A 17,799-nucleotide genomic window follows, 5' to 3' on the forward strand; every position below is an offset into this window, starting at 1 on the left:
TTGATCCGGGATCCGAGTTTCGCGCGGTCCAAGCGTCCGAACCTCGACTCAGCCATAGCGTTCGAGGCGGACGCCTGTGGACTCCGAAAATCAACTAAGGAACGAGTAGTGACACTGAGCGGCACGGAGCCTTACTTTAAGCCAAAAAAGGCGGCTCCGGATTTCTCCGAAACCGCCTCTGACCTGCATCTATCAATGTCGGGCTGACAGGATTTGAACCTGCGACCACTTGACCCCCAGTCAAGTGCGCTACCAAGCTGCGCCACAGCCCGCCGCGCCTCGAAAGGCGCTTGCTGAGATTACCCCAGCCCTACCCCTGAGAGGAAATCGCCTGCTCAGGGGCGGGGCTGGACTACATCAGCGGTTGTTGCCCTTGCCCGGGCGTTCCCGCTTCTCGCGGATACGCACCGAGACGCGCACGGGGCTGCCGTCGAAGTTGAACTCCTCACGCAGACGCCGCTCGATGAATCGGCGGTAGCCGGCCTCGAGGAAGCCGGTGGTGAACAGCACGAACGTCGGCGGCCGAGTGCTGGCCTGCGTCGCGAACATGATGCGCGGCAGACGTCCGCCGCGCATCGGCGGCGGAGTGGCCGCCACGACCTCTTTGAGCCAGGTGTTCAACCTGCCGGTGGGCACCCGCTTGTCCCACGACTCCAGCGCAGTCTCCAACGCAGGCACGAGCTTCTGCACTGCGCGGCCCGTCTGCGCCGAGATGTTCACTCGCTGCGCCCATGGCACCCGAGCGAGATCGCGATCGATCTCCTTCTCGAGCTGCTGACGACGATCGTCGTCCACCAGATCCCACTTGTTGAACGCCAACACCAGCGCGCGGCCGGCATCGGAGACCATGCTGAGTACCCGCAGGTCCTGCTCCGAAATCACCTGTGAGGCATCGAGAAGCAGAATCGCGACCTCAGCGGCCTCGATTGCAGATTTCGTGCGCAGCGACGCATAGAACTCGGCACCACTGGCATGGCTGACGCGCTTGCGTAGGCCTGCGGTATCGACGAATCGCCATGTCTTGCCGCCCAATTCGACCAACGAGTCGACCGGGTCGACGGTGGTGCCGGCAACATCGTGCACCACCGAGCGCTCGTCACCCGAAAGCTTGTTGATCAACGAGGACTTGCCGACGTTCGGCTTGCCGACCAGAGCGACACGCCTCGGTCCCCCACCGGGGATGCCCTCACGCGGCGTCTCGGGCAGCGCCTCGAGCACGCGGTCCAATAGATCACCGGTACCGCGGCCGTGAGTCGCGGACACCGACAACGGTTCCCCCAGACCGAGCGACCACAGCGCGGCAACCTCGGATTCGGTGCGACCGTCGTCGACCTTGTTGGCCACCAACAGAACCGGAGTCTTCGACCGGCGCAGCACTCGTGCCACAGCCTCGTCCGTCGTCGTCGAGCCGACACGAGCGTCGACGACCAACAGGATCGCGTCGGCGGTGTTCATCGCCAATTCGGCCTGGCGCGCAACGGATTGCTGCAGACCCTTGGCGTCGGGCTCCCAACCGCCGGTGTCCTGCACCAGGAAGCGTCGACCACTCCAGTTCGCCTCGTACGACACGCGGTCGCGTGTGACGCCGGGGACGTCCTCGACCACGGCCTCACGTCGTCCGATGATGCGGTTGACCAGCGTCGACTTGCCGACGTTCGGACGCCCCACCACGGCGAGAGTCGGTACGGCAACGGCCTCTTCGCCGTCTTCGCCCTCGCCCAGGTCGACGTACTCCCACTCGCCTTCGTCGCTCCACGTTCCGTCGCCCGCGGTTTCCGCTGCGCCGGAGAAGAATTCTTCACTCACTGCACTGCTCCAGTTCTGTCATTGACCACGAGCAGCAAGCGCTCCATCACACCGTCGAGATCCAGCTCGCTGGTATCGACGATCACCGAATCCTCGGCGGGACGAAGCGGTGACACTGCTCTTGTCGAATCTGCATGATCACGGCGTTGCACATCCGCGAGCACGGATTCGTAGTCGTCGCCGCGACCTTGCTCTACGTTCTGCTTGTTGCGACGCTCCGCCCGCGCTTCCGGGGACGCCGTGAGGAACACCTTCACGTCGGCGTCGGGAAGTACGACGGTGCCGATATCGCGGCCCTCTACAACGATGCGCGTCGACGAGCCCACAAGGTCGCGCTGCAGCTGCACAAGCAGCTCGCGCACAGCGGGCACAGCAGAGACGGCCGAGACGGCCTTGGTGACGGCATCGCCGCGGATTTCGCCGCTGACGTCCTCACCGTCGAGCAACACGGTCTCGGACAGCGGGTCCTTCCCGATCTCGAGGGGAAGTGCAGCAACAGCTTTCGCTACTCCGTCTGCATCGGTCGGCTCGATACCCGAGCGCAGCACCCACACCGTTGCGACGCGGTACATCGCACCGGTGTCGAGGTAGCTCGCTTCGAGCGCCGACGCGAGCCGGCGCGATACCGACGACTTACCGGTGCCCGAAGGCCCGTCCATCGCCACGACGAGCGCACTCATCACAGGCCTACGGATTCGTAGAGCTTGCCGATCTCGCCGCGACCGAGAACACGCAGTGTTCCTGGACGCTGATCGCCGAGCACGATGTTGCCGACATCGGTGCGCACCAGCCGTCCGACCGGGAATCCGACCTTGTCGAACAACCGACGCACGATGTGCTTGCGGCCCTCGTGCAGGGTGACCTTGACGAGCGACTTGCCGTCCGAGATGTCGAGCAGCTGGAAGCCGTCGACCTTCACCGGTCCGTCGTCGAGAGTGACTCCTTCACGGAGCTGCTTGCCCAGCGTGCGGGGAATGGTGCCGAACAGCGTCGCCAGATAGGTCTTGGAGACCTCGAACGACGGGTGCATCAGGCGGTGAGCAAGATCACCGTCGTTGGTGAAGAGCAACAGCCCCTCGGTGTCCGCATCGAGGCGGCCGACGTGGAACAGTCGCTGCCCCGCCTGCACACGCTCGGAGACGATATCGCCGACGCACGGGCGTCCGAGATCGTCGGACATGGTGCACTGCCATCCACGCGGCTTGTTCATCGCGAGATGAACCAGCTCTTCCTTCACGACGACGCGGGTGCCGTCGACACGGACCACAGCGATGTTCGGATCGATGCGGATGCCCTGTTCGGTGACGATGCGTCCGTCGACCTCGACACGGCCGTCGGCGATCAGTTCCTCGGCCGCACGACGTGATGCGACACCGGCCTGCGCGAGGACCTTCTGCAACCGAATGCCTTCACCCACGGGCACGTGCTTGCGCGGTGAGGAATCGGTGTGCTGATGCTTCGCCGGCTTGGCGTTGCTGATCGTGGTCGACGGCGTCTGCTTCTTTTGGGGCTTCGGCGGCTTGGGACGCGACGGCTTCTTGCGGGGAACCGAGTCGTTGCTGCGGTCGTTGATGCCCGTGTCGGCGGGCTTGTAATCGAACGATTCCCCCTGCTCGACGCCTCTGCGCGGGGCCGGGCGACCGCCGGTACGGGGTGCACCTGCGCGAGGGGCTCCAGTTCGGGGTGCTCCGGTTCGGGGAGCGCCGTCACGAGGGGCGGCGTCGCGGGTGCGATCTCCGCGACGCGCGTCACGTGGAGTGTCCGACCTACCTGCGGTCGGCTTCCTGCGTGGGTCTTGTCTCTTGTTGCGGTCCGGTGTGCCATCACGGCGAGCGGGCTTGTTCACTTGTCTTACCTATCAGTCGTCCGAGTCGAGCTCGGCTGCCGGATCGGGTTTCGATCCGCGGTTCTTGGTGGAGCGGGTCATTCTCGGGTCGGTGTCCATGCTGTCACTGATCTCGTCGATCAGGTCCACCCCCGGCAACAGCGGTGCCAGTTCGGGTAGATCGCCGAGCGATGCGAGCCCGAGCCGTTCGAGGAACAACTCGGTGGTGCAGTACATCGTGCCGGTCGTCTCCGGGTCCGTTCCTGCTTCGGAGATCAGTCCACGGGCGAGCAGCGTACGCATCACTCCATCGACGTTGACTCCACGTACGGCGCTGACTCGTGCGCGGGTCAACGGTTGACGATATGCGATCACGGCCAGGGTTTCCAATGCCGCGCGTGTGAGCTTGGACCGAGCACCGTCCAGAAGCAACCGCTCGACGTACGGCGCGTACGCGGTTCGGGTGTAGAAACGCCACCCGTCACCGGCGTAGCGAAGGTCGATTCCGCTCGTTCGTTCGGTCAGCGCTGCGGCCATCTCGTTCAGGGTGACGCGCACGCGGGCTACCGATGCACCCACAGCCGAGGCGAGCTGCTCGTCCGAAGCGGGAGTATCGACGATCAGCAACACGGCTTCGAGCGCCGACGCGAGCGTGGCGTCGTCCAACTCCTCGGAATCGTCGACGTCCTCGAGCTCGAGTTCTGGGTCGACACTCATGCGTAGTCCTCTTCCGTGACCACGATGGGTCCTTCGTCCTTGCCGGTCCAGCTCACTCGGAGGTCACCGAGCGGCTCGGGCTGCTCGAATGCGATCACCTGTTGCCGGAACAGCTCCAGCAACGCCAGGAACCGCGCGATTATTTCGACCTGCACCTCGCAGTCCTGCACCAACTCCGAGAACGACGCCCACTCGTTCAGTCCGCGGCCCTGCAGGTTCTCGAGCAACCACTCGGCCTGCTCCGGAATCGAGACCGCGTGCTGATGGATGTGATCGAGCCCCACCTGGGGAATCGGCTTGGGCCGAAAAGCAGCAGCGGCGATGTCTGCGAACCTGGCGGGGTCGACGCCGAGCAACACCTCAGGAATCAGATCCGCGTACCGGTCCTCCACCGACACCGATCGCGGATACCGCCGCAGCGCAGCAGCTTCCAGCTCTCCGAACAGCAAGGCCACCTGCTTGTAGGCGCGGTACTGCAACAACCGCGCGAACAGTAGATCTCGTACTTCGAGCAGCGCCAGATCCTCGGCATCCTCGACGTCACCCGACGGCAACAGACGAGCTGCCTTGAGGTCGAGGAGCGTGGCGGCGACGACCAAGAACTCCGTCGTCTGATCCAGTCCCACATCGGCACCGAGAGACTTGGTGAACGAGATGAAATCGTCGGTGACGGTGTGCAGCGCCACTTCGGTGACATCCATGCGGTGCTGACTGATCAAGGACAGCAGCAGGTCGAACGGACCCTCGAAATTGAGCAAACGAACCCGAAATTTCGACGGATCCGCGTCGGCAGGAACCTCGATAGGGGCCTCGTCGGCAGCGTCGACGGTCACGGACCCGACCGGTAGATCACCTCGCGCGCCAGAGCGCGGTACGCCTGCGCGCCGCCGGATTTCGGAGCCCATGTGGTGATGGGTTCACCGGCCACACTGGTTTCCGGGAACCGAACCGTACGAGTAATGACCGTGTCGTAGACGACGTCGCCGAACACCTCGACCACCCGGGTCATCACCTCGCGAGAGTGCAGCGTTCGGGCGTCGAACATCGTCACCACGATGCCGGCCAACTTCAGCCGAGGATTCAGCCGATCGCGCACCTTCTCGACGGTGTCGTTGAGCAGTGCCAGTCCGCGGAGGCTGAAATACTCGCACTCCATCGGAATCAGCACTTCGTCGGCGCAGGTGAGCGCGTTGACGGTCAACAGCCCGAGCGAAGGCTGGCAATCGATGAGGACGTAGTCGTAGCGATCCAGAATCGGATGCAGCACCCGCCCGAGCGTCTGTTCGCGACCCACCTCGGTCACCAGCTGAATCTCCGCGGCCGAGAGGTCGATGTTGCTGGGCATCAGATCGAGGTTCTCGACGCGAGTCCGCATGATGATGTCGTCGGCGGAGACCTTCGCCTCGACGAGGAGGTTGTACACCGTCAGATCGAGTTCGTGATGGGCGACGCCCAGGCCCGCGGACAGTGCTCCCTGCGGATCGAGGTCCACCAGCAGCACACGACGGCCGTAGCCGGCCAGCGAGGCACCGAGATTGATGGTCGACGTCGTCTTGCCGACGCCACCCTTCTGATTGCACATCGCGATGATCTTGGCCGGTCCATGACTGGCCAGCGGTTGCGGATCCGGAACCGACCGTGTCTTGCGACCGGTGGGCCCGAGTTCGTTGGGAGCGGGAATGACGTCACGCGACTCGCGACTGGACTCCGGTTGACGCGTATGGAACAGCGCGCCCTCGAGATGCGCACGATCCGAGGCTGACTCCGCCGCTGGCGGCTGCGGTGTCGACACGTTCCAGCGCTCCCCTGTCCCGTTCGTCTTCGAGTAGTTCACGCAAACGCTACCGCTTGAGGCACCGGCGCTGTCACCGGACACGCTGACAGGCAGCGGTCGACCTCGTGCTACCGCGCCCGCGGATGCGCTCCCGCCCACACTTCGCGCAGTGTGGTGACGGTGACGAGAGTGTAGATCTGCGTCGTCGTCACCGATGCATGCCCCAACAATTCCTGCACCACACGTACGTCCGCACCGCCGTCGAGCAGATGCGTGGCGAAGGAGTGCCGAAGAACGTGTGGTGAGACGCCGGAGGTGATCCCGGCCCGCTCGGCCGAGTCCTGCAGTACCTGCCACGCGCTCTGCCGAGACAACCTGCCACCGCGCACGTTGAGAAACAGGGCCGGGTTGGACCGCGCGACCAGGCCGGGTCGCCCACGCACCAGGTACGCGTCGATCGCCTCGATCGCCGGCCTGCCGACCGGGACGATGCGATGCTTGCCGCCTTTGCCGCGCAGCAGTACCGAGCGTGACTCGGTGTCGATATCGTCCACATCCAGCCCCACGGCCTCGGAGATTCGAGCACCGGTGGAATACAACAACTCCAGTAGTGCTCGATCACGCAGTCCGCGTGGAGCATCGGGCCCAGCGATCGACGCCGATTCGAGCAGTGCCACCACTTGGTCGATGGGTAGCGATTTGGGCAACCGCTTGGCAGGCTGCGGCGGCTTGACCTCGCTCGCTACGTTGCGCTCGACCATGCCCTCGGCCAGCGCGAACCGGTGCAATCCGCGCACGGCAATCAGCGTGCGCGCGGCCGAACTCGCTGCGAGAGCGGTGAACTCGTCATCGCCGCGCCGGAGGTACAGCACGAACTCGGTGATGTCGTTCTCGGTGACCTTGGCCAGATCAGCGATTCCATAGCCGCTGAGAAACCGCTCGTACCGCACCAGATCACGACGGTAGGACGACACCGTGTTCTTCGCCGAGCCGCGCTCGACCACCAGATGGTCGAGATACGTCTGAATCTGCTGGCCGATCACGGTCGCTACTTTCGTGAACTCTTCCGCTTCTCGAAGGCCGTGGGCAGATCCGTCCACGGGGCGTCGGCCGGGCGCAGTTCGGTGCCTGCCGCGCGGGCAGCAGCGAATGCGAGCACGCCCGCCACGGCGGACGCGTTCACGATTTCTCCAGCCAATGCGCGACGGACGGCCTCGTCCATCGGAACGAAGGAGAGTTCGATGTCTGCTTCCTCGTCGTGCGCCTCGGGCCGATCGACTCGGGTCAGATCCTGAGCGAGAAAGATCCGCACGGCCTCGTCGGTGAACCCGGGCGAGGCCAGCACGTCGACCAACACCGACCAGGTACCGGCGGCAAGGCCGGTCTCCTCGGCGAGCTCACGCTGAGCCGCCAATACCGGCTGCTCCCCCGGTGCGTCGAGCAAGCCGGCCGGCAATTCCCACAGGCGTCGCCCGATGGGGTGCCGATACTGCTCGATCATGGCCACCCGATCCTGATCGTCGACGGCCAGAATCCCGACCGCGCCGTGATGCTCGACCACCTCACGTTCGGCCTGACGACCGTTCGGCATCGACACCTGATCGAGCCGAAGCGCCAGAATGGCACCGGAGTACGGAACCGACGAGTCGAGCGTGGTGAACTCGTGCCGAGGCTCGTTCATCCGACGCTGTCGGCAGTGGCGTCCGACTCCTGCGCCGCCACGGTGTCACCGTGAATGTCGACCGGCAGCCGCTCTGCAGCCTTGTACTTCAAAGCCGCATTGATCAGCGATGCGAACAACGGGTGCGGACGGGTCGGCCGGCTCTTGAGCTCCGGATGCGCTTGGGTTGCGACGAAGAACGGATGCACCGAGGCAGGCAGTTCGACGAACTCGACCAGATGTCCATCCGGAGAAGTACCGCTGAACACCAAGCCGCTCTTGGCAATTCGATCCCGGTAGTCGTTGTTGACCTCGTAGCGGTGACGGTGACGCTCCGAGACAGTCTCGGTGCCGTACGACGCTGCGACGACCGATCCCTTCTGCAGGGTTGCCGGGTAGGCACCGAGGCGCATCGTGCCGCCGAGATCGGCGTCACCGGCGACCGCGTCTTCCTGATCGGCCATCGTGGAGATCACCGGATCCTTGGTGTCGGGATCGAACTCGGCGGAATTGGCGTCGGTCAGACCGACCGAACGAGCCGCCTCGATGACCACACACTGCAATCCGAGGCACAGCCCCAACAGCGGAATCTTGCGCGTGCGTGCGAACTCGATGGCCCCGAGCTTGCCCTCGATACCGCGGATGCCGAAACCGCCCGGAATGAGCACCGCATCGACGTCGCCCAACGCGGCCTGCGCCCCCGCAGGTGTGGAGCACTCGTCGGATGGAACCCACTTGATCTCGACCTTGGCGCGATGAGCGAATCCGCCGGCACGCAGCGCCTCGGTGACCGAGAGGTAGGCGTCGGGCAGGTCCACGTACTTACCGACGAGGCCGACGCGCACAGTTTCGCGTGGCTGATGCACGCGCTCGAGCAATCCGCCCCAGATGGTCCAGTCCACATCGCGGAACGGCAGACCGAGCTGACGGACGACGTAGGCGTCGAGGCCTTCCTTGTGCAGCACCTTGGGAATGTCGTAGATCGACGGCGCGTCGGGCGTGGAGATGCAGCCGTCGACGTCGACGTCGCACATGAGCGCGATCTTGTTCTTCAGTCCCGGCGGCACGTCACGATCACAACGCAGGATCAGTGCGTCGGGCTGGATGCCGATGCTGCGCAGCGCTGCGACGGAGTGCTGGGTGGGCTTGGTCTTGAGCTCACCGGACGGAGCCAGGAACGGAACCAGCGACACGTGCAGGAAGAACACGTTGTTGCGGCCGACGTCGTGGCGGACCTGACGCGCAGCTTCGAGGAACGGCTGCGACTCGATATCGCCGACGGTGCCGCCGATTTCGGTGATCACGACGTCGGGCTGGTGGCCCTGCAGGTCCGGCCCGTTCATCGCAAGAATGCGACGCTTGATCTCGTCGGTGATGTGCGGGATGACCTGAACGGTGTCGCCCAGGTACTCGCCGCGACGCTCCTTGGCGATGACCGTCGAATAGACCTGGCCGGTGGTGACATTGGCGAAACCGGACAGATCCCGGTCGAGAAAGCGCTCGTAATGTCCGACGTCGAGGTCGGTCTCGGAACCGTCCTCGGTGACGAAGACCTCACCGTGCTGGAACGGGTTCATCGTCCCGGGATCGACGTTGAGATACGGATCGAGCTTCTGCATGGTCACGCGCAGTCCGCGTGCGGTCAGTAGCTGGCCGAGGCTGGATGCCGTCAGGCCTTTTCCGAGCGAGGACGCGACGCCCCCGCTGACGAAAATGTGCTTGGTGTCGGAACGCGACTGAAGGCGTGACAATGAGGCTCCCGTGACGAGTCTGCAGGGCTTGCTCCTACCAGGGGGCTGATAAGAGAGGTAGAGCGTGGAAATTGGGCCTGCTACCCACGGGACTTCACGGTAACACCAGTACCTACCTCACCGCCAACGACACGCGCGTGCGGGTCGCGATCAGCTCGCGGGAGCTCCGACCGTCACGGCGTTGGCGTTCGCTCCGGTTCCGTATCGACCAGAAGCCCCGTCCAGCTGCTCCGCCAGAGCAAGAACGGTGGTGATTCGTCCGGCTTCACGGTCGACGTTGTCGACGGTGCTGAGCGAGGACGACAGCGCCGAATCGGCTCGCACGACGGCGATGGATCCGTTGCCCTCCGCGGCGCCGGATCGTCCCGCCAAAACCGTGCCCGCACCACGCGAGTCGAGAGCACCCGCGAAGCGCGCCACGATGGCACCGCGATTGCCGTCCTCGACGTCCGAGGTACCGGCACCGGTGACGACCACTGCCAACTGAGCGGGTGCCACGGCACCGTTGTCGTAGGCGATGAACCCGCCGCTGCGCAGCGTCTCGAGCGCGAGTGAGAGCTCCTCGGGCGTCGACTGCGGCTGGGCCGTCTCTGCGTTGAGCAGCAGCACCGATCCCAGCAGGTCCCCTGCCAGGCTGCCTTGATCGACCGCCCCGGTGCGCAACTGCACGCCTGCCGGAATGACGTTGGTCAGGCGCGTCCGCAGATCGTCACCGTTCGCAGCGGAGACGAAGGAATCGGTGAGCGACACCCGGCCGGTGACCGTGGCACCCGACGCTCCGATCGACCGCGTGACACCGTCGACATCACCGGGATCGGCGTCAGGAGTAGTGATGACCACGACGGAACGATCGACCAACGCGTCTCGCAGAACGCGGCCCGCTACTGCGGCGTCGAAGCCGTCGGCAGAGTTCAGCTGCTCGCCCAGCTGGTTGTTGGTCGCCTGCAGATCGTCCACTTGATTTTCGAGACCGGTCTTGTCGTCTCGAAGGCCGGAAACCAGTCCGCTCGAGAGCAGACCCGAACCGAGCACGATGCCGATGGCCAGTGCAACGAACACTGCGGCCAGCGAAATGGCATGTTGGCGAAGCGAAATCACGGAAGCAACCCCTGGAACCACAGAGCGAACCGGTTCCACAGATCGATCGCCCAGTCCAGCGATTCACCGCCGATGTTGGACACCGCCAACGCCACGATGACAGCAACGAGCGCCGCGAGGATCAGCAGAGCGATCGCACCGCCCGACACCCGGCTGCGATAGAGGGTCGCAACGGCTTTGGCGTCGACCAACTTGGCACCGACCTTCAGACGCGTCATGAACGCGGCCGGGTTGGTGTTGCGTCGACCTCTGTCGAAGAACTCGTCGAGGCTCGCCGGGCTGCCGACCGACACGATCAGCGACGCACCGTGGTGATCGGCCAACAGCAGTGCCAGATCGGCTGCGGCACCGGTGGCCGGGAACGTCATGGCGCCGATTCCGAGATCCTGGATGCGCTCGAGACCTTGCGCGTGTCCGTCGGAATCTGCTGGAAGTACCACCTCTGCACCGCATTTGAGGGTCTGGGCGGTGACGTCCTCGGGATCACCGACGATGAGATCGGGCCGATGACCTGCCTTCATCGCAGTGTCGGCACCTGCGCCGACGCCGATGATGACCGGCGAATACTCCTTGATGAACGGCTTGAGGTTCTTCAGATCCTCGGCATGGCCGGGTCCGTCGGCGACGATCACGACGTGACGACCCTTGAGATCGATGTCGATGTCCGGCACTCCGACACCGTCGATGAGCAGCGGGCTCTCGGTACGGATGAACTCGATCGTGTTGCCCGAGAACGCTTCCAGGTGATCGACCAGTCCGGTCTTGGCCTCGATCATCTTGTCCGAGATCTCGGCTTCGCTCTGCTCTTCGCCCTTGGCAAGGCGACGATCGCCGGTGTAGACGCCGCCGTCGTTGAGACGAATCTTGGTGCCGTCCTTGATCTTCTTGAAGATCTCGGTGCCGGCCGAGTCGATCAAGGTGATGCCGTTCGCCACGATGACCTCGGGTCCGAGGTTGGGGTAGCGCCCGGAGATCGATGGCGACGCGTTGACGACCGCGAGCACCCCCGCCTCGACGAGCGCATCTGCGGTCAGTCGATCCAGGTCCAGCTCGTCCAGGACGACGATGTCGCCGGGGCCGACCCGTTTGAGCAGCTTGGCCGTGTTGCGATCGACTCGCGCGATCCCGGTGATTCCAGGCAGCGAATCCTGACTACGTGACAGCAGAGCCGGCATCTTCATGTGAACCATGATGACCCGATCGACACGCCCGGCGACGGAGGCGCGCCGAAACAACTACCACACTGATCACATCAGCACCAAAAGTTACAGCGCAGCTCGATCGGCGTTTGCAGTGGCCAGCAGCTCCTCGGCGTGCGCACGTCCGGTCTCGGTGTCGTCGAGTCCCGCAAGCATTCTGGCGAGTTCCACAACTCGCTCCGACGAAGACAACGTCCGAACGCCACTGTTCGCGGCACCCTTCTTGGCGTCGGTCTTGTCGACCACCAGGTGGGTATCTGCGAAGGCCGCGACCTGCGGCAAATGCGTGACGACGATGACCTGATGGGTGCGAGCCAACCGGCCGAGCCGACGGCCCACCTCGACGGCCGCGCGACCACCCACACCGGCGTCGACCTCGTCGAACACCATGGTCGCGCCCTTGTCGGAGCCCGCCAGCACCACCTCGAGTGCCAGCATGACCCGCGACAGCTCACCGCCCGAGGCGCTCTTGCTGATCGGCAGAGCCTGGGCTCCGTCGTGTGCAGACAGCCGAAACTCGACCTCGTCGACGCCGTTGCTGCCGGCATGCAGTTCGGCACCCTCGACGACGATCGGAGCCGTGTCCGACGGTCCGGCCGCCAGCGTACGAACGTCGATCTGCAGCTTCGCTTTGCCCATCGCCAGACCGGCCAACTCGACGCTGAACGCCTTCGAGAGCTTCACCGCAGCTTTCGCGCGAGCGGCGCTCAGCTTGACCGCGGCCGCCGCCACGTCGACCGCAGCCGCATCGACCTTGGCACTCAATTCGGCCAAGGCGTCGGCCGAGGTATCGATGTGCGAGAGGCGCTCACGCGCATCCTCGGCCCAGGCGATGACACCGTCGACGTCGGCGGCGTACTTGCGCGTCAACGACTTCAGCTCGGCCTGGCGGTTCAGGATCGCGTCGAGCGCTCCCGGATCGGACGGCAGATCCGTCAGGTACGAGGTGAGATCGGCACCGATGTCACCGACGATGGCCATCGCGTCGTTCAGCCGCGGCAGCAGCTCGGTCAAGGCCGCGTCGTCGGCATGTTCGAGGCGAGACCGTGCCTCGCCCAGCAGGTACAACGCAGACGTCGTGTCCGACGCCTCCTCTGTGCTTCCGACGAGCGCGGCCGCGGCACCTTCCGCGGTTTCTCGCAGCGAATCGAGATCGCCCAGCCGCCGGACGTCCTCGGCGACGGAACGGTCCTCCCCCGGCTCCGGCGCGAGAGCGTCGATCTCCTGCAGCCCGAACTGCAGCCGGTCGGCTTCCTGAGCCAGTTCGCGGCTGCGTTCGGTGCGGTCGATCAACTCGTTGCGAGCGTCGAGCCAGGTCTTGCGCGCGGTGCGGTACTTAGCAACCAGTGCCGCCACTGCATCACCTGCGAATCGGTCGAGGGCACCGAGCTGTTGATCGGGGCGGAGCAGACGCAGTTGGTCGTTCTGCCCGTGCACCGTGAGCAACGAGTCGGTGAAGTTCGACAGCACCGATGCCGGCACGCTTCGCCCACCGAGGTGAGCCCGAGAACGACCGTCCGAGTTGACGGTACGCACGGCGATGATCGAATTGTCCTCGTCGCGTTGGCCTCCCGAGGACTCGAGTACCTTCTCGACGTCGTCGATCACCTGCTCCGACGCCGTGTCGGTGCTGAAACGGCCCTCGACGACAGCACGCTGCGCGCCGAGCCGAACCCGGCCGGCATCGGCGCGGGCACCCGACAGCAGGTGCAGACTGGTGACCACCATGGTCTTACCGGCACCGGTCTCGCCGGTGAGCACGGTCAATCCCTCGTGAAACTGTGCGCTGGCACCGGAAATGACTCCGAGGCTGTCGATCCGAATCTCTTCGAGCATCCCTACCTCGCTCTCCCCCGCCACCCGGTCACGGGCAGTTCGAATTTCTTGACCATGCGATCGGCGAACGGTGCCGAATCGAGTCGAACCCATTTGATCGGTGACGCTCCCCGCACCACCTCGACGCGAGCGCCGGCAGGCAGGCTCAATGTGCGCCTACCATCGCAGAACACGAATCCTGCGTGCCCGCCTGCGTCGATCTCGACCGCAACGATCGACTCGGGACTGGTGACGAGCGGCCGAGCGAACAGAGCGTGCGCATTGCTCGGAATGACCAGTATCGCTTCGAGTTCCGGCCACACCACCGGCCCGCCGGCCGAGAACGCATACGCCGTCGAACCCGTCGGGCTGGAGATCAGTACGCCGTCGCAGCCGAATGCGGACACCGGTCGACCGTCGACTTCGAGCACCACCTCGAGCACTCCGAGCCGCGACCCGTTCTCGATACTCGCCTCGTTCAGCGCCCATCCACGATCGACCACCTGATCGCCTACGCGAATCGCGATGTCCAAGGTCATGCGCTGCTCGATGCGGTAGTCACCGGCGATGACGCGAGCCAGAGCTTCTTCGAGATGGTCGGCCTCCGCCTCGGCGAGAAATCCGACGTGGCCGAGATTGATGCCGAGTACCGGGATGGACGCTGCTTGCGCTAGTTCGGCCGCGCGCAGAAAGGTTCCGTCGCCGCCGAGAACCAGGACCATCTCGCACCCGGAGGCCGCGTCGGGACCGAATTCGACGACGTTGAGCCGCATGTCTGCCACGAAGACGTGGTCGTGCTGTTCCGTATCGGACGCCTCGATCTTCGAGGGTTCCACTTCGTCCACCAGCACGCGTAGGCAGATCCCCGCTTCGTCGAACACTTTGCCCACGCGGCGGGCAGTCTCGGCGATGTCCGGTCGACCAGGATGGGCGACGAGAAGAATTTCCCGCGTCGACTCCAGCTCCGGTGCCGCATGGGACGGAGTCACTGTGGTCCTTCCTCGATCGCGAGCCGGACGAGTTCCGTGATGTCGGCGCGCGGCGAAACCTCGCCTGCGCCTGCCCTCAGCCACAAAAAGTACTCGACATTGCCCGACGGCCCCGGCAGTGGGCTTGCCGCGACAGCTTGGACGGTGAGATTCAAGCCGACGGCTGCGTTCGCGACGTCCTCGACGGCCTCGGCTCGCAGCGCGGGGTCACGCACCACACCGCCGGAGCCCACGCGGTCCTTGCCGACCTCGAATTGTGGTTTGACCATCAACACCATGTTGGTGCCCGGCTTCGAGCATGCGACGAAAGCGGGAAGAACGAGCTTCAACGAGATGAACGACAGGTCGGCGACGATCACGTCGACCGGTCCCCCGATCGTCTCGGCGTCGATCGACCGGACATTGGTGCGATCGATGACGTGCACTCGGTCGTCGGATTGTAGGCGCCACACCAACTGGCCGTATCCGACGTCGACGGCCACCACCTCGCGTACACCGCGGCTGAGAAGAACGTCGGTGAACCCACCGGTCGATGCACCGGCATCCAGGCAACGAGCATGTTCGACGGTCAGACCCAGCGGCTCGAACGCCTCGAGAGCCCCGAGCAATTTGTGGGCACCTCGCGAGGCCCAACTGACCTCGTTGTCTTCTTCGGCCACCAGCAGCGGCGTACCCGGCTCCACCGCCGTTGCCGGTTTGGAGGCCACGGTCCCAGCGATCTTCACCCGACCGGCCTCGATCAATTCCGACGCGTGCTCACGGGATCTCGCGAGCCCACGACGAACCAGTTCGGCGTCGACACGTGCGCGACGAGCCACGTCAGGTCTTGTCGACGGTGGTCAGGGCGCGCACCAGAACCTCGTGCGCCCGATCCAGCAGACTTGCGTCGCGCGCCAGTGCGTCCGAGTCGACGGCCTCGGATTCGTCGTCGGATGCCGACTCGATCGTGAGCTGACTCAACAGCGAGGAGACCTCGGCGCGGATGGCGTCCGGATCGGCCGACGACTCATCGCCGACACCGCTCGGCCGGTGCTGCCCTGGTAGTGGAATAGACGTGCTCATCGCCCCTCACGCTATCGGATGGGTACGACGAATGCCCGATCGCCGCCGCTCTCCGGACCCCGCATCAGCATCCGAGCAGCGACCGTAGATCGCCGAGGTGATCCCCCTCGAAACGAACATCCCCGAACGCCGAGCCGGACCAGGCGACGTGCAGTGTGGCAAGCGCGCCCTCGAAAGCATCCGGGGCACCCTCTCCCTCGAATCGGACCGAGAGCACATCGTCCTCGATCCTCACCGCCCAACCGTCCTTGCGGTCGACGCGCGATGCGATCTCGTCCTCGTTCAGCACCCCGAGATCGGGACCGATGTGGGTGGGTCGCAGATGCCGAGGGGCACGCAGCAACTCCGCCGCAGTGCTGACACCGGTCAGCACCAGGAGCGACGGCAGGTCGGTCTCGTTCGCACCGGCGATGTCGGTGTCCAGCCGGTCTCCGACGACCAGCGCCGAACGCGCTCCACTGCGTTCGATGGCGTCGCGCATGATCGGCGCGGCGGGCTTGCCTGCCACGATCGGCTCGACCTCGGTGGCATTGCCAACAGCGGCGACCATGGAGCCGTTCCCTAGAACGAGTCCACGCTCGGTCGGCAAAGTGGCATCGATGTTGGTGGCCACCCACAGCGCACCCGCACGGATGGCGAGGACTGCCTCGGCCAACATCTTCCAGCCGGTATCGACGGAGTGCCCCTGCACCACGGCCACGGGATCATCGTCGGCAGACCTGACCGGCTCGAGACCGACCTTGGCGATCTCGTCGGCCAATGCGTCGGTGCCGACGACGAGCACCCGTGAACCTGGGCCCAGCTTGCCTGCAAGAACCCGAGCGGCTGCCTCGGAACTGGTGACAACGAACTCTGCGGAGGTAGCGAAGCCGAGACTGCGTAGATGCTCGGCCACGTCCTCAGGTGCCCGACTCGCGTTGTTGGTGACGAAGTACTGCTTTTCGGAGCCTCCCGAAAGCGCTTCCACTGCACCGGGAATGGGGTCCTTACCGGCATAGACGGTGCCATCGAGGTCGAGAAGCAACACGTCGTGGGCATCGCGCAGCAGCGTCACTGGCTGCCTCCGGACAACTCCTCGACCCGCTCTTCTGCGTCGGTTTCACCATCGACATCGGCGGCAGCGGCATTGAGGAACCACTTGACGCCCTCGTCGACGCGACCTGCCGCCACCAGTGCGTCGGCGTAGACGTAGAACAGCCGAGCTGCAGCGGTTCCCGAGCGCGAGGCGTCGAGATCTGGGGTCTGCAGTGTGACGACAGCCTGGTCGTACTGGTTGAGGTCCATCCGGGCGCCAGCCACGACAATCCGGAGTTCCGACGCTTCCTCGCCGGTCAGCTCACGAGCCTCGTCGCTGCGACCGAGTTCGATTGCGCGCTCCGGGCGTCCGAGCCCGCGCTCACAGTCGGCCATCACGGCGATCAGACCAGGGCCGCCGGCCATCCGGCGGGCCGCACGGAGCTCAGACAGGGCTTCGGCCCACTCACCGGCGTGGTAAGCCGCGATACCCGCGGTTTCACGGACGACGGCAATGCGACCCGCTCGCTGACGAGCAGCGCGCGCGTGCAGCAGCGCCAACTGTGGATCGTCGTCGAGCAGTCTGCTGGTCATCACGAGGTGACGGGCCACAGCAGTGGCATTGTTCTTGTCCAAGCTCAGCAGATCCCGGCGCACTGCCGGCTCGAGCTGGCCGGCTTCGACCTCGTCGGGCAGGTCCGGCTCGTCGGGACGCGGTGGCCGACGGTCGGACGATGAGCTGTTTCCGCGGCGGTCGCCGGAGAAGCCGCCTTCGCCGCCGCGCCTACGAGAAGGACCGTCGGAACGCCGCGGGTCTCCGCGACGGTCCTGAGAGCGTGGGTTGCGGTCTCGGGACTCGCTCGGGCGGTTGCCGCCATCCCCTCGGGAGGGGCGACGATCGTTGTTGTCTTCCGACACGGGCGTCCTTTCGGATTTCGGGTACAAAACGCAAAAAGGGGACCCACCAAGTGGGTCCCCTTCTTACAACGGGTGTTCGGCGGTGTCCTACTCTCCCACACCCTGTCGAGTGCAGTACCATCGGCGCTGGAGGGCTTAGCTTCCGGGTTCGGAATGGGACCGGGCGTTTCC

General features: G+C 65.1%; 17 protein-coding genes, 1 tRNA gene and 1 rRNA gene. All 19 read right to left on the reverse strand.

Translation table 11 applies throughout. From position 1 onward, the window contains the following. Positions 1–198 precede the first annotated feature (198 nt). Positions 199–272, reverse strand: a tRNA-Pro gene (locus CH275_RS01710). Between the two features lie 85 nt (positions 273–357). Beyond that, entirely contained in the window at positions 358–1,806 is a 1,449-nt protein-coding gene (gene der, locus CH275_RS01715; protein WP_094674545.1) for a ribosome biogenesis GTPase Der, read from the reverse strand. Beyond that, complete coding sequence (gene cmk, locus CH275_RS01720; protein WP_094674547.1) at positions 1,803–2,486, reverse strand: (d)CMP kinase; 684 nt, start codon at positions 2,484–2,486, stop codon at positions 1,803–1,805. Before cmk ends, der begins: the two co-directional genes overlap by 4 nt. Beyond that, positions 2,486–3,652 carry a pseudouridine synthase gene (locus CH275_RS01725; RefSeq protein WP_094674549.1) on the reverse strand — a complete coding sequence of 389 codons (1,167 nt, stop codon included), beginning with the start codon at positions 3,650–3,652 and terminating at the stop codon, positions 2,486–2,488. The genes cmk and CH275_RS01725 overlap by 1 nt, the downstream gene beginning before the upstream one ends. A 12-nt stretch (positions 3,653–3,664) precedes the next feature. Next, the gene (scpB, locus tag CH275_RS01730) at positions 3,665–4,348 is read right to left on the reverse strand and encodes an SMC-Scp complex subunit ScpB (RefSeq protein WP_094674551.1); all 684 of its coding nucleotides are present in this window, start codon (positions 4,346–4,348) and stop codon (positions 3,665–3,667) included. Further along, entirely contained in the window at positions 4,345–5,181 is an 837-nt protein-coding gene (locus CH275_RS01735; RefSeq protein ID WP_032378001.1) for a segregation and condensation protein A, read from the reverse strand. The genes scpB and CH275_RS01735 overlap by 4 nt, the downstream gene beginning before the upstream one ends. Beyond that, positions 5,178–6,140, reverse strand: a complete 963-nt coding sequence (locus tag CH275_RS01740; protein WP_256990808.1) for a ParA family protein — start codon at positions 6,138–6,140, stop codon at positions 5,178–5,180. The genes CH275_RS01735 and CH275_RS01740 overlap by 4 nt, the downstream gene beginning before the upstream one ends. Positions 6,141–6,250: 110 nt before the next feature. Continuing rightward, the gene (xerD, locus tag CH275_RS01745) at positions 6,251–7,165 is read right to left on the reverse strand and encodes a site-specific tyrosine recombinase XerD (protein WP_037150221.1); all 915 of its coding nucleotides are present in this window, start codon (positions 7,163–7,165) and stop codon (positions 6,251–6,253) included. Positions 7,166–7,170: 5 nt separating this feature from the next. Further along, a complete protein-coding gene (locus tag CH275_RS01750) occupies positions 7,171–7,803 on the reverse strand; it encodes an NUDIX domain-containing protein (protein ID WP_094674555.1) in 633 nt (210 codons plus the stop codon). Further along, positions 7,800–9,533 carry a CTP synthase gene (locus CH275_RS01755; RefSeq protein ID WP_094674557.1) on the reverse strand — a complete coding sequence of 578 codons (1,734 nt, stop codon included), beginning with the start codon at positions 9,531–9,533 and terminating at the stop codon, positions 7,800–7,802. The genes CH275_RS01750 and CH275_RS01755 overlap by 4 nt, the downstream gene beginning before the upstream one ends. A 150-nt stretch (positions 9,534–9,683) precedes the next feature. Continuing rightward, complete coding sequence (locus CH275_RS01760) at positions 9,684–10,631, reverse strand: copper transporter (protein ID WP_094674667.1); 948 nt, start codon at positions 10,629–10,631, stop codon at positions 9,684–9,686. Continuing rightward, the gene (gene steA / locus CH275_RS01765; protein ID WP_094674669.1) at positions 10,628–11,812 is read right to left on the reverse strand and encodes a putative cytokinetic ring protein SteA; all 1,185 of its coding nucleotides are present in this window, start codon (positions 11,810–11,812) and stop codon (positions 10,628–10,630) included. Before steA ends, CH275_RS01760 begins: the two co-directional genes overlap by 4 nt. 84 nt (positions 11,813–11,896) lie before the next feature. Next, positions 11,897–13,666: a DNA repair protein RecN gene (gene recN, locus CH275_RS01770; protein ID WP_179275916.1), complete on the reverse strand. Its 1,770-nt coding sequence runs from the start codon at positions 13,664–13,666 to the stop codon at positions 11,897–11,899. A gap of 2 nt (positions 13,667–13,668) precedes the next feature. Then, on the reverse strand, positions 13,669–14,634 hold the full coding sequence (locus tag CH275_RS01775; RefSeq protein WP_094674561.1) for an NAD kinase: 966 nt from the start codon (positions 14,632–14,634) through the stop codon (positions 13,669–13,671). Then, positions 14,631–15,452, reverse strand: coding sequence for a TlyA family RNA methyltransferase (locus CH275_RS01780; protein ID WP_094674563.1), 822 nt, complete (start codon positions 15,450–15,452; stop codon positions 14,631–14,633). The genes CH275_RS01775 and CH275_RS01780 overlap by 4 nt, the downstream gene beginning before the upstream one ends. Before the next feature lies 1 nt (position 15,453). Continuing rightward, on the reverse strand, positions 15,454–15,696 hold the full coding sequence (locus CH275_RS01785; RefSeq protein ID WP_094674565.1) for a hypothetical protein: 243 nt from the start codon (positions 15,694–15,696) through the stop codon (positions 15,454–15,456). Between the two features lie 64 nt (positions 15,697–15,760). After that, on the reverse strand, positions 15,761–16,750 hold the full coding sequence (locus CH275_RS29755; protein ID WP_094674567.1) for an HAD-IIA family hydrolase: 990 nt from the start codon (positions 16,748–16,750) through the stop codon (positions 15,761–15,763). Next, entirely contained in the window at positions 16,747–17,628 is an 882-nt protein-coding gene (locus CH275_RS29760) for a hypothetical protein (protein ID WP_094674569.1), read from the reverse strand. The genes CH275_RS29755 and CH275_RS29760 overlap by 4 nt, the downstream gene beginning before the upstream one ends. 74 nt (positions 17,629–17,702) lie before the next feature. Beyond that, positions 17,703–17,799, reverse strand: a 5S ribosomal RNA gene (rrf, locus tag CH275_RS01800); the annotation flags it as partial.

The organism is Rhodococcus sp. 06-235-1A (assembly GCF_002258785.1).
Lineage (GTDB): Bacteria > Actinomycetota > Actinomycetes > Mycobacteriales > Mycobacteriaceae > Rhodococcoides.